Raw genomic sequence first — 13,065 nt, 5'->3', positions numbered from 1 at the left:
CCTCAGTCTCCTTCAGCAGTCACATGGTTCTTGTGCAGTGGCGCCGTTGTTGCGGCTGTTACATCGGGAAAGATCGATAGGACCTGATCGAGACGTACCAACTGGAGCGTCCGTAGCACGTCGTGGTTACAACCGGCAATGCGCAGTGCGCTATTTTGTTCGCGGGCCAGACGGTCGAGTTTGACCAGAGCAGCCATCCCGGCGCTAGCCATAAATGTCGTTCCGGTGCAGTCGATGACGAGCAGTTTACCCTGTTTGATGGCCTCGCTAGCTTGACTGAGAAAGGAGTCTGCCGTTGCTGCATCGAACAAACGCGGGGCGGGAAAGATCGTCCAGCCGTGAATTGTTGTAGACGACGTGGTGGAGACCGGTTTTGACTGCTCGATCCGTTGGGTGATTGCTGTAAGATCGGGGAATTGTTCAAAGAACCGATCCAGTTTCAGCAAATCAAGGAGGCGTAAAATCGGTTCTTGCACATTCAACAAGAAGATTTCGCCACCGTTCGAGCGCGCACGTTTGGCTAATCCTACCAGTGCGCCCAGGGCTGAACTGTCGAGGAACTGGGTCATGCTCAGGTCGAGAATTACATACTGATGAGTAGCCAGCAGGCGATAGGCTTCTTGGGTAAATGGGTCGAGATTGCTGACATCAAGCCGATTCCCGACAGTCAGCACCGGCCACGGGAATGGAGGTGGCGGTGGCGGCGGAGCGGCATCTGCCGGTTCCGCCTTAGACGCGATCGGAACCATGCTCAGTGCGCTTCCTCGTTGCATGGCCCACCATTGGCGGAAGAAGAAATAGCCGAAATACACAAAATCATGGACGTATCGCTTCCACAACCGACGCGGTTCCTGAATCAGGCGATACACCCACTCTAAACCAATGCGTTGCATCCAGAGTGGTGCTCGTTTGGTGACACCGACAATCATATCGAATGTCCCGCCAACCCCAATCGCTATCGGTACACGCAACTCGTGGGCGTACATCCGAATCCATTTCTCTTGCTTGGGGTTACCGAATGCGACCAACAAAATATCAGGGTTGGCTGCCTTGACAGTTTCAACCACCGAGCGATCCATTTCCAGTACCGAGCTAGGTGGCGGCGATAACACACCGGCAACGCGCAGACCTGGATAACGTTCTTGTAAGATCGCCGCAGCTTTCGCCGCAACACCCTCGCGAGCGCCGAGAAAGAAGATGGAATAACCACGCTGAGCAGCTCGTTCAGCCAGCGCCGGTACCATATCGGCGCCGGTAACACGACCGGGCAACGGCCCACCCAACAGTCGCGAAGCCCAGACCAATGGCATGCCATCGGCAGTTGCCATATCGGCCTCTTGCAAAATACGACGTAGCTCCGGATCGTGCAGCGCATTAACAACGAAATCGGCATTCACTGTCGCAATCTGATGGAGACGACCGGTAGCCCGTCCTTCGGCGATAAACTCATCACACCGATCCAGCGCTTCAGCCATTGTCAGATTGTCGATCGGCACACCCAGTATCACCAAAAGTTTACGCATGATCGTATTCTCTCAGTATGCACCACGACCGAGGATGACTGCCGGGATGGTACGTAACAAAATTTCAATATCCTTCCAGATACTTTGTTCAGCAATGTATTGCAAATCGAGTTCGACCCAGCGCTTAAAATCAAGATCACTACGCCCAGATACCTGTTGTAAGCCGGTGATACCGGGAATGGCATGGAGCCGCCCAATCTGCTCGTAGGTATATTTGGCTACCTCACTGGGCAAGGCAGGGCGTGGACCTACCAGGCTCATCTCACCTTTCAATACGTTGAAGAGCTGGGGGAGTTCGTCGATGCTCAGCTTGCGAATAACCCGACCCACCCGTGTCACACGGGGATCGCGTTTCATCTTAAAGACCGGCCCATCGGCTTCATTTTTAGCTTGTAGTTCACGCAGCCGTTGTTCAGCATCGACGTACATCGAGCGGAATTTGTAGCAATAAAAATGTTCACCATCCTTGCCAACCCGTACCTGCTTAAAGATGACCGGCCCCGGCGATTCGAGTTTGATGAGGATTGCGGTGATCAGCATAATCGGCGCGGTTAAAATGATAGCAATAATTGCCACTGTAACATCTAACACGCGCTTGAGGCTCGACATCAGCTTGGTACGTATGACCCACCACGATAAGGCTAAACGTAGACGTTGATTGGCGCGGGTACGCTGAAAGCGGCGTTCGGCAAAGATAGCAACCATGCGTTGACTTTTCACATCAGGATTCGTCTGGCTCGATTTCGGAGTGCTCATGGAAATCACCTCTCTGAGTCTACATTCGCTAACACTATACACGATCGTGCGAACAAAATCCTTACAGTGATTTGAAAAAGCGTGAAGAATATGTCACTCGCGAAATCGTCCTCACAGAGATAAACGCAGGTATATCTATTATTATATGCACAGACATACGATGGGTGGTTGCTCACTCAGTGCCTATCCGAATCCCCGCCTCATGGTTCAACGGATGGAATCCATCATATGGATAGACGGGACAGCGCCGCTGTCCCCGATCGATCTTCATTCTGCGACAGGATATTTCGGATAGGCCCCTAATCTATCTCTACCAGGTAGTAACGATAACAACGAAAGGTGATTTCTGGCGCGGTACTCACCATGCGGGCCAGAGGCCCGCGTACCCAGCGCATCCAGGTAAGGTTCTAAAGACGCTGGAAACTCCGTTTCAACTAAGTGCTTATCCGCACATCGTCTCACAGTCCAACGGATGGAATACATCGATGGATGTACGAGCGCAGCAGCGCTGCGCCCTGCTTAATCTTCTTCTACTAACGTGCTCGAGCGTGGAAACTGTCATCATCTCTATCCGCTCAATTGACAAAAACGTTATCTGCAACAATCGTGCGTTTGCCTTTTTACTGCTCAGAACACGTTATAACGCTGTCTACGTGATTGACTACGGCTAACATCCATTTTTCAACTTGCAATGGCATGATATGTTGCACCGGTGTAGTATGCTGATTGCGATCGTTCGTATTATCGCAACAGCTTCAAGAGGTTTTCAATGATGTTTTATCGTTTCTTGCTTTTCATGATGCTCATCTCTATTTTGACAGGCTGCAACGCGCCAAGCGCAGCACCAACACCTGCTGTATCAACTCCTGCGCCCGAAACACCGACACCGGCTCCGGTGAACGTCGCTCCTACTGCTTCTGCCGTGTCTGATCATCTCATTGTGATTGATCCGACCACCGCGCTACCATTTGACCGCCGTCTGTTAGGGACTAACGTTCCTGCCTGGCTGAATCCATACCGGCTGGATAATGAAACCTTCATTCAGCGTACTGCCGATCTCGGGCTGAGTCTGTTGCGGATGCCAGGGGGAAGCTGGAGTAATGCCTATGCCTGGGCCGATTGTGAGGCCGGGGGCGATGGATGTTACTGGCCGTGGGCAGCGAAGCCATCGGATTTTCTCCGCTTTGCCCGTGCTGTCAAAGCTGAGATTATCTGGACAGTTTCGATCAATGGTTCTGCGCAGGAAGCGGCAGCGCTCGTTGCGTTCTTTAACGGTGCAGTTGATGATGAGCGATTGATAGGTACTGATGCACGGGGACGTGATTGGAAAACGGTGGGACATTGGGCACGGCTGCGCGCCGCATCGGGCAATCCTGATCCCTTTCCGGTTCGATACTGGGAAGTTGGCAACGAGGTTTACGGAGCGAAACGCGATGTTGGTCCAAATTGTTCAGAATGGGGTTGGGAAGACGTCTGGACGTGTGACCCCGATGAGTACCTACGCGGCGCCACCGTCAATGGTATTTCTTACGATGGTTATCTGGCTTTCTACGAGGCAATGAAGGAGGTTGATCCGACTATTCAGATCGGTGCAGTTGGGGTTGAGAACCCCGATGAATGGAATGATTGGGGCAATCGGGTGATCGCTGGTGCCGGTGATCGACTTGATTTCTACGTTGTCCATTACTATCCCTACTTTCAACCGCCTGAAAATCCGGCGGGTGCGCTGCAACAACCGCAACGCGGTTGGGCAACGATCACGGCAGGGCTGCGCTCGGCTTTTGAGCGTCATTTAGGCCGCCAGGTACCGATTGCTGTGACCGAGTACAACATGATTTCGTTTCAGGATGCAGATAACTCCCAACTTATGCGACGGGCCGTTAATCTGCTCTTTGTGGCCGATACGATTGGGCAGATGGCAGTGCATGGCGTGGCGATTGCCAATCAATGGGATCTGGCAAATGGTCGTGCGGCTAATGATACCGATTATGGTCTTCTTCATGCCGATACCTTTGAACCACATCCCCAATACTACGCACTAATGCTTTGGAGTAGATTCGGTGATGAACTCTTGACCACGAAGACAACCCTCGATCCGGTTACAACCTTAAGTGTGTACGCCGGACGTCATACTGATGGGCGACTGTCAGTTCTGGCAATCAATAAGACCGCTCAGTCGATTACAGGTTCTGTTGGGTTACCGGCGGGAAATTGGCAAGTCCAGGTGATGGTTGTAGGTGCTTCTGATTTGTTGGCCGAGACGGTATCGTTCGCTCGTGAAGAGACCCCGACCGCACACCGTTCTGATCGTCCTTATACCTTTCCACCATACTCTGTGACCTTACTCACATTTCTTCCTGAAGGGGGTTGACATGACCAGACGACTCACATTCTTACTCGTCATTATCACCGTATGGGGAAGCATGCTGCCATTCAAACCGGCCAGTGCTGCCATTCAGAACATTGGTCCTGGCGGCTGTCCGGCAAACACGGTAGTCGGAGGAGACAATCTGGTCCAAAATGGTGATTTTTCTCAGGGCGCAACCGGTTTTACCTCGGCGCTCATCAATCGCGGGCCAGGAGTGTATCCTGATGACAATAATGGCGGTGGCTTCTCTATCCAAAACGGGAGTGTTGTGTATCCCCCCTTCGAGGCAAACCCTTACATTTTCGGGCGTCCGTTTCCGGGTGATGTCCAGCGTGATGTTCCGGCTACCAATACCTACTTCTATTCTAATCCGAGTGCTGATAATTACAGCGCTGGTGGCGGTCGCGTTAACCTGTGGACACAAGTCGTTACAGTAGCGCCTAACACAACCTACAACTTCTTTGCCTACTTTGACAATCTGCTCGATCCGGTGAAGAGTGCAAATGGTGCAGCCGATCCGGTCATTGAACTGCGGGTGAATGGTACGTCGGTTGGTACGACCGTCGTGTCGAAAACGCCAGATCGGTGGGTTCCCATTCAATATGCCTTTACCACTGGTAACGGTGTTACCAGTGTTACACTCCAGATCGATAGTCTAACCAACAACACCTTCGGTGATGATTTCGCTATGACCCAGATTAATCTCAAGCAATGTGTGAGTGGCGTTGGTGCTGCCAAATATGTGTTTCCGGCTGTTGAAGAACGGCGCAACGATCAGGATGGCTACCGTTTAGAGTACCTGATCACGATCCGTAATTTGGGCGCCGATCCGGTCACCGAGCTACAGGCTACCGATGATCTGGCGACCGTCTTTGCCGGTGCTGAGACCTGGGAACTAGTTGAGTTAAGCGTTATCAGTGGAAGTGGCTTCACTGCATTGGCTATTAATCCCAATTTTGATGGTCGAACCGACCGTGAATTACTGGCCGCTAATCAGAGCCTGGCCGCCGGTCAGACTGCTCGTCTACGGTTGGTGATCTGGCTTAAGCCGCCTACGGGTCCAATTGTCTTTTCCAATTATGTGAATATTACGGCACGTTCAGGGAACGTCATTGTCACGGATATTTCAAATCCCGGTCTTGATCCCGATCCTAATGATAATGGTGATCCGAAAGAAGAAGAGGAGAGTGGTGCGACGATTACCATCTTTTCACCGTACCGCATCTGGGTACCGGTTGTGTCGCGGGGCAGCGCCGGGTAGACGCTATAAGAGCCTGATCAAAAACCCAGATTTCTCATTGGGCGCGTACCATGCCTGTGCAACCATTGCGTGAGAGGTTGCCAACGTTCTTTCTCTCCAGCCCCAATGTTCCCCCCTTCCTCTCCCCCATGGGGAGAGGAAGGGGGCCAGGGGGAAGGTGAGGGCCGCCAGGCGTACTCCGCAGCACGGGTACGGAACACATTGAACAACTCTGCCATCGCGGAGGTGCGATGCATGCTCTGCCTGCCAACGGTTCCCATCAGTCGTTTGAAATGCCATTGTAGAACCAGATCAAACGTCCAGGTTTTTTAATCATGCTTCAGGATAGGGTGTCTGAACATGCGCGTCTTCCCTGGGAGCGCGGGCCGCTGGCCGACGTCCTGTCGTGAGTAACCGGTCTGAGCTATTGTCTGACAATGTTCTGCAACGCATCGTGGTGCAGTGCCTGAATGCACTGCACCTTTCCTCCACTCACTTCTCTCTCGCTTTGAAGATAAGGAAGGTGTATCGCAGGCGATAACTTGTTCGTTCCCACGAAGAGCAATCTATAGCCGTGATGTCGGATTATGCCTACTCTGCCAGAGAACGGATTGGTCTGGCCGGTATACCACCAACCATCGTATTGGCCGGTACTGGTCGTGTGACAACACTCCCAGCAGCCACCACACTCCCGGCGCCAATCTGAACACCTGGCAGAATTAATACTCGTGCGCCGATCCAGGCTCCTGTTTCAATCGTGACCGGAGCAGTTGTTAATGGGCCGGCCCGATGATTTGCCCCGCCCATCTGGTGGGAAGTGGTAAGTATCATAACTTCGTGACCAATCCCAACGTGATCGGCAATCGTGATCTGATCGTTTAGATCGAGAAAGCAGTCGGTATTAATGATGCAGTACGAACCAATACGGAGTCGCTTGTGAATCGGACCGAAGCCGTGCAGGCGTAGCGGTCCCATAATGATAGTACTGCGGCCAATGTGAAAACCGGCCAGGCGGAGCAACAGCGGACGCACACGGGAAGCTGTGTAGCGCGGCAAAAGGCGAATCAGGCCACTGATTAACCACATACGCGGTTGCGCCGCAGCGAGTTCTTCGTAGAGAATCCGTAAGAGCTTGGGTGAGGTGTGTTTCTGCATCGACAAGTCCTTCAATCGATAACAATGATAATAAAGTTGTGTTCATTGTGCCAGATTGGTTCACTGAATGCTATATGATTAGGATCAGACTAACGAAATTGTTAACTGACTCTTCGGTACCGTAGTCTGTGTTGGCAGAGTGATGTGTATAAAAATATATCATATTGATGCACTATACCGCCCTCACCTTCGTAAGGCTCCTCATGTGATGAATGAAGAATTGAACAGCTTCCGTTCACCTCTCAAAAGGTGATTACTGGTATGATGTAGGTAGAAAAGGTGGCACGTCATGTGCTGACATTTCAATGCAAAGAGGTTTATGGCATGGTACGGTTAATCATTCTGCGGCTCCTGGAAAGTTTCTTCCGTCGGCCTCTGCTTAGTCTCGCCCCGTTTATGCTCGCTATCGCAATCGGGGTTGGGTACATTCTCTTGTCGCCGCCAGAATATCTTTCGAGCGGTAAGATTTATGTGGAGAAAGAGAGTCTGCTGGCATCACTGACTTCATCGAAAAGTGATGTTTCGTGGTGGGTCACACCGGCGCAGGCGACGACCAATGAAATCCAGGAATTACTGGCCACCAACGCCTTCGTGCGCTCGGCAATTCAGCAGACCAAGCTCGAACCGTTGATGGCTGGCGGCCCAGACGTTGTATGGGAAACGTTCACCTTCTTCCGTGAGACCATTAGCGTGAATGTAATAGGCGACAAGCTCGTTGAGATTCGGGCCACAACCGATGATCCGGAGCTGTCGTACCAGATGGTCACGGCGACGATGGACACGTATCTAAAGTGGAAGATGAACAACGATTTTCAAGAGAGTATGGCGGCGCAGAAGTTTTTTGAAGAGCTGATCGCACCATACCAGGCCGATGTTGATGCTGCCCGTCAGGCACTGATCGATTTTCTGAGCGCAAATCCTGAACCGGTACGCGGTGATCGTCCGCCCGGCGAACAGTTCCAGCTCGATCAGTTGAAGGCGGCATTGGCTCGCGCTGAAGAACGGCTCAGTGCTGCCCAAGAGAATGAAGAGAGTGCCCGGCTGGCGTTGGTAAAGAATGAGAGTCTGATCCGCCAGACGTACCAGATTATCGATCAGCCTGAAATTCCATTGCGGGCCGAGTTTTCGCTGACCGGCTTTATTAAGAACATGATCATCTTTGTCGCAATCGGCGTATTCTTATCGGCTAGCCTGATCGGTGGGGGCGCGTTTCTCGATCGCAGTCTTCGCTTCCCAATTGATGTCCAGAACGGTCTTGGCGTGCCATTGCTGGCATTCATCCCAGCAAGCGCTGAGATGCCGAGTCCGACACCTGTGACTACTGCTGTCGAAGCAGATCAGCCTTCACTGCAACCGCAAGTGTAACGGTGCTGCTGTTTATCAGATGGTCGCATGGCGTTTCACTTCATTACTGGCAAAGATAATCTTTGGCTCACACGGTGCAGCCTGATATGTGAGGCGATCCTATGTTTAGATTGCGGAAAAAACAGACCCATGAGATGCCAACAGAGTTGGCATTAACCATCGAGACGGCTGACGGTAATCTGCGCCGCTCCTTCGCCGGTGAGCAGATCGCCCAGATCCGGCGGATGTTAACTGACCTGATCGTCGAGCAGCGTTTGCCGGGTCGGATCGGGTTTACGGCTGCATTGCGAGGCGAAGGTGTAAGTTATATTACGTTGGCCACTGCCGTGACACTGGCTCACGATACCGGTAAGCGGGTTTGTGTCGTGGAGCTGAACTGGCTTGCACCGGGTATGTTGAGTGTGCTTAATCCACCGCCAGCGCAACCAAAAGGAAGCCGACGTCGTGAACCACCGCCTGCTCCGCGTCCAATCCCCGCTCTGCCTGGCGTTGCTGAGGTGTTGCGTGGTCAGGCAACCCTCGCTGAAGCGTTACTAGCGACAAATTATGATGGTCTCTGTCTGTTGCCGGCCGGATCGGCGCCGGCCAATCAGCGGCCATTGCTCGCACGTGGCAATGAGCTACGAACACTTGTTGAAACGCTGGATAAGCAGTTCGACCACGTGTTGTTCGATTTACCGACGGTGATCGAGACCAGCGATACGCTGGCGTTAGCGGCCTTGGCCCAGGCCTGTGCGCTGGTGGTGCGGCAGGGAGTAACCCCAGTTACCGAAGTTCAACGTGCACTCAATGATATAAAGCATGTGCCGGTGTTGGGGGTTATTCTCAACCAGGCTCAGATTGCCACTCCACGCTGGATTCTGCGCCTGATCCCTCAGGAGTAGCTATGAAGTTCTTCGTGGCTTTTCTCGTGTTGTGTCTGTTCATCGGTATCCTTACCCCACACTGGCGTCTGCGTGATCTGGTGATAATCATGATCGGTTTGAGTGCGCTGGTGGTTGCGGGGTACTACTTCTTTAACCTGATTTGACCGGTAAGCAAGTTGCGTAACCGGTGGATACTTATACTTCTATGCTCGATCTTCTTGTTCCGCGTTATCCTGATGTCATGACGGTTGCCCGGCGTAACGAACGCCGCTGGTGGATCCTCTTCCTGGTGATTTGTGTCCTGAGCGGAGTCGTACTGGTACTCCTGCGCCGCCGCATGAGTCCTGAAGCGGTGTTATCGTTTCTCATCTTTGGCGGCGTTCTGATCGCAACGGCAATCCAGCCTCGCTTTGGTGTGTATGCGATCCTCGGCCTAACCCTGTTTGGAGATCGTTCCCTCCATCCGTGGTATCCCTTCACCAAAAATCTGTCGAGTCGCGAATCGATCATGTTTGTATCCGACTCGTTCTCGTTTAGTCCGCAGGAACTGACGATTGTCTGGACTCTGTTAGTCTGGATTGTACGATCAGCTACCGAGCGGCGACTACGAATCCACTTTGGCCCTCTGTTCTGGCCGGCGGCAGTCTTTTTGGTGTTTAATGCAATTGGTCTGGTATACGGATTAGCCAATGGTGGGAATCGGGTCATTGCATTATGGGAAGTACGAGCAATCTTCTATCTGCCGCTGATGTTGTTGCTGGCCGGGAATCTAATAGAGAATCGTGCACAACTGAATACACTCTTCTGGGTGGCGACAATTGCATTGTTTGCCAAAGGGGTCGCTGGCGTCTGGTACGTGCATGACGTTTTGAAATGGGATCTGGAAGGGGTAGAACGGATCGCCGAGCACGCGATGTCCATTCACTTCAACTTCTTTTTCGTCTTACTGGTTGCAGCCTGGCTCTATCGCGACAGCGCAATCCGGCGCTTCTTAATGCCACTAATGGCGCCGTTTGTACTGTTCAGTCTGATCGCTAATTTTCGGCGGGCCGGTTTTCTTACTCTCGGTATGGCCCTTGGTTTAATCGTTCTGCTGCTCTATATCGAGAAGCGACGCCTCTTCTACATTATTGCGCCAACCAGTGCGCTCGGTTTTGCAGCTTACCTGGTGGTCTTCTGGAACAATCAGGGGCCGCTGGGGATGCTTGCAAGAGCAGTCCGGTCAGTTATCGGTCAGCCCAGTGCCCGCGACGCAGCATCAAACATTTATCGCGATCTGGAAAACATTAACATTATGTTTACTATTCGCAATGCACCGCTGACCGGGATTGGCTTTGGAAACAAGTTTCATCTCCTCGTTCCCCTTCCCGACATCAGTGTATTCGAGTGGTGGGAGTATATCACGCATAACTCGATCATGTGGGTCTGGATGAAGATTGGCGTGATCGGATTTTATGCCTTGATCCTTTTGCTGGCACTGACGATGCTCTACGGCGCCCGTATGGTACGTTTGATGCCGCATGGTCAACTACGAGTCTTTGCGTTGACCGCTACCCTCTACATCTTTACTCACTTCGTCTACGCCTACGTTGATATGTCGTGGGAAGGCGGGAGTATGGTCTTTGTCGGCACAATGATGGGCGTGATCAACGCTCTGCCTCAGATCGCGGCTGTACGTCCTGCACCAGCCTGGCCCTGGCGTGTCTTTCAGGCTGAGCCGGTAGAACAGAATAGGGTTTAGCCTTTTGTGCATTTTTCGTATGAGTGAGTCCACTGCAAAAACTTACCACGGAGCACGCAGAGCGTTTAAGATTTGTGAATAAAAGGATATGTTCAATGAAAGATAAAATTATCTTTAGTCTCTGTGATCTCCGTGGTCTCTGTGGTGAGAAGATCACCTTTTTGCAGTGAAGTCATGAGTCGTTTGGGAGCCGAACCACAGCTCAACGGTGATGAGATTGAGCAGTCGTTAGCCATCGATTACAGGAAGGTTGTATTTATCGTTGTAATTGAAGACAAGAACGGTGAGATTCCTGGGAGGCACTAGACATGCGATACGCGCTCGTCGTGGGTTTCGTGTTGGCTGGGATGATGTTGTCGAGTTGTGTATCTGAAGTACCTCTTGTGACGCCATTGTCAGGCGGCAGTTCTGACCTGTCATCCACAGCAATGGGCATCAGGCATCGGATGCTGCCGTTAAAAGTTTCCTGGCAAATTCAATACACCGGTGCGATCGATGTTGATGAGAACGTAGAGATGTTCAATCTGGATTTATTTGATACACCATCTGATATTATAGAAACACTACACCAACGTGGTATTTTCGTAATGTGCTATTTTAGTGCAGGTTCTTATGAGGATTGGCGACCCGATGCTTCCCAATTTCCATCCGAAATCTTAGGCAAAGAGATGGTGGGATGGCCAGGGGAGCGATGGCTTGATATTCGTCGTCTCGACGTTCTTGCCCCTATAATGGAAGCGCGACTCGAGCTGGCGGTGCAGAAGGGTTGCGATGGTGTTGATCCGGACAATGTGAATGGTTATGTAAACGATACAGGTTTTCCGTTGACGTATGACGATCAGCTTGCTTACAATATCTTTCTTGCTCAGGCCGCTCATGCGTCTGGCCTTGCCATTGGCTTAAAAAATGACCTCGCACAAATCCCTGATTTGTTACCCTACTTCGACTGGCTGCTCAATGAAGAGTGCTTCACTTTTCAGGAGTGTGATAAACTTCTTCCCTTCGTTCAGTCGGGAAAGCCTGTCTTTGTGATAGAGTACCAACTTCCACCGCAAGCGTTTTGCTCGCAAGCCAATCAAATGTCGCTGAATGCCCTCCATAAGCATCTGGAATTAGACGCTTACCGAACCGATTGTCAACAGTTTCCTGCGCAATAGGCACGTTGCAATCATCGCTAATAACTGTGATACTTAGGATAACCATCGTATGCGTGTGCGGATAATCTACATTCTGTGCCTTATCTTACTCTTGACCGGCTGTGGTCGTCGTCTAAGCGTTGATATACCGACTGCCGCTGCACCGACGCCAACTATTGCGCCCTTTTTTCAAGATCGACCTACTGCCACGCCCTTCATTCCACCACCAACCCGTACACCGCTGCCTACTCAACCACCAAGGACGCCAACCGCTGCGGGCAGTACTACCAATGACATCAGCAATTTGCAGGTTGTACCGGTGTACCGCGATGCGCTCAGTACCGGTTGGAGTATTACCAACAGTGCATTGCTCACTAGTTTGACGTTGACCGAGACCAACATTGTGGCGCTGGGTCGGTATGCAATTGCGGTGACGCCTAGTGAGAGTACCGGTGTTTTGTTCTTTACCATTACGCCTGATAGCGGGCTTGTACTACGGCGCGATCAGGTGGCAGCCTTGCGCTTACGGCTCAGCGGTGGTGATACACCGATTGCCAATGACGCTATGACGATTTCGGTGGTAGGGAGCAATCGTGTGCCCTACTGGCTACCCAATGACGATTCGGTGACGCTAGAAGGGCGGGTGACCAATAGTACTGAGCCATTGTTTCCAGAGACCCGGCTCTACTTTCTCGGTCTTAATCGGGCGATTGCTGCCGGGGAATGGGCTGAAATATATGTCTGGCTCGATGATTTAATCTACGAACCGGAATATACCTATGTGACCGGTTTTTACCTCAAGACGAGCAGTGATCTGGTGCCGAAATATTATGTTGATCAGATCGAATGGCTTGTGCGCGATCAGCCATAGTCAGGGAAACAAGACCGGTGGGAACGATTCGTTAACTGATGGAC

The 13,065-nt window shown here is 51.8% G+C and carries 12 protein-coding genes; 9 read left to right on the top strand and 3 right to left on the bottom strand.

Annotated features, from left to right (window positions below):
- Nucleotides 1–2 precede the first annotated feature (2 nt).
- Entirely contained in the window at nt 3–1,523 is a 1,521-nt protein-coding gene (locus JE47_RS0101675) for a WecB/TagA/CpsF family glycosyltransferase (protein WP_031458097.1), read from the bottom strand.
- A gap of 12 nt (nt 1,524–1,535) precedes the next feature.
- Nucleotides 1,536–2,279, bottom strand: a complete 744-nt coding sequence (locus tag JE47_RS0101670; protein WP_031458096.1) for a sugar transferase — start codon at nt 2,277–2,279, stop codon at nt 1,536–1,538.
- 769 nt (nt 2,280–3,048) lie between these two features.
- On the opposite strand from JE47_RS0101670, the gene JE47_RS0101660 reads away from it, so the two are divergent.
- The gene (locus JE47_RS0101660) at nt 3,049–4,650 is read left to right on the top strand and encodes an alpha-L-arabinofuranosidase (RefSeq protein WP_031458094.1); all 1,602 of its coding nucleotides are present in this window, start codon (nt 3,049–3,051) and stop codon (nt 4,648–4,650) included.
- A 1-nt stretch (nt 4,651) separates the two neighbouring features.
- A complete protein-coding gene (locus JE47_RS0101655) occupies nt 4,652–5,908 on the top strand; it encodes a hypothetical protein (RefSeq protein ID WP_031458093.1) in 1,257 nt (418 codons plus the stop codon).
- 570 nt (nt 5,909–6,478) lie between these two features.
- On the opposite strand, the gene JE47_RS0101650 is transcribed toward JE47_RS0101655, so the two are convergent.
- Nucleotides 6,479–7,042 carry an acyltransferase gene (locus JE47_RS0101650; RefSeq protein WP_031458092.1) on the bottom strand — a complete coding sequence of 188 codons (564 nt, stop codon included), beginning with the start codon at nt 7,040–7,042 and terminating at the stop codon, nt 6,479–6,481.
- A 324-nt stretch (nt 7,043–7,366) separates the two neighbouring features.
- Between JE47_RS0101650 and JE47_RS0101645 the strand changes: the two genes are divergently transcribed.
- The 7 genes from JE47_RS0101645 (at nt 7,367) to JE47_RS0101615 (ending at nt 13,021) form a co-directional block, all read left to right on the top strand.
- On the top strand, nt 7,367–8,407 hold the full coding sequence (locus tag JE47_RS0101645; RefSeq protein ID WP_031458091.1) for an LPS biosynthesis protein: 1,041 nt from the start codon (nt 7,367–7,369) through the stop codon (nt 8,405–8,407).
- 134 nt (nt 8,408–8,541) lie between these two features.
- On the top strand, nt 8,542–9,291 hold the full coding sequence (locus JE47_RS0101640; protein ID WP_236631101.1) for a CpsD/CapB family tyrosine-protein kinase: 750 nt from the start codon (nt 8,542–8,544) through the stop codon (nt 9,289–9,291).
- A gap of 2 nt (nt 9,292–9,293) precedes the next feature.
- Nucleotides 9,294–9,437 carry a hypothetical protein gene (locus tag JE47_RS21915; protein ID WP_173424540.1) on the top strand — a complete coding sequence of 48 codons (144 nt, stop codon included), beginning with the start codon at nt 9,294–9,296 and terminating at the stop codon, nt 9,435–9,437.
- Nucleotides 9,438–9,478: 41 nt separating this feature from the next.
- Nucleotides 9,479–11,014: an O-antigen ligase family protein gene (locus JE47_RS0101630; RefSeq protein WP_031458089.1), complete on the top strand. Its 1,536-nt coding sequence runs from the start codon at nt 9,479–9,481 to the stop codon at nt 11,012–11,014.
- Between the two features lie 174 nt (nt 11,015–11,188).
- Nucleotides 11,189–11,320: a hypothetical protein gene (locus tag JE47_RS22400; RefSeq protein ID WP_269077975.1), complete on the top strand. Its 132-nt coding sequence runs from the start codon at nt 11,189–11,191 to the stop codon at nt 11,318–11,320.
- 2 nt (nt 11,321–11,322) lie between these two features.
- On the top strand, nt 11,323–12,171 hold the full coding sequence (locus tag JE47_RS0101620) for an endo alpha-1,4 polygalactosaminidase (protein WP_035418817.1): 849 nt from the start codon (nt 11,323–11,325) through the stop codon (nt 12,169–12,171).
- 49 nt (nt 12,172–12,220) lie between these two features.
- Nucleotides 12,221–13,021, top strand: a complete 801-nt coding sequence (locus JE47_RS0101615; RefSeq protein WP_031458087.1) for a hypothetical protein — start codon at nt 12,221–12,223, stop codon at nt 13,019–13,021.
- Nucleotides 13,022–13,065 lie beyond the last annotated feature (44 nt).

Origin of the sequence: Chloroflexus sp. MS-G (assembly GCF_000735195.1) — a bacterium.
GTDB lineage: Bacteria > Chloroflexota > Chloroflexia > Chloroflexales > Chloroflexaceae > Chloroflexus.
Note: the sequence above shows the minus strand (reverse complement) of the source record. Positions and strands in the feature narration are given on the sequence as shown.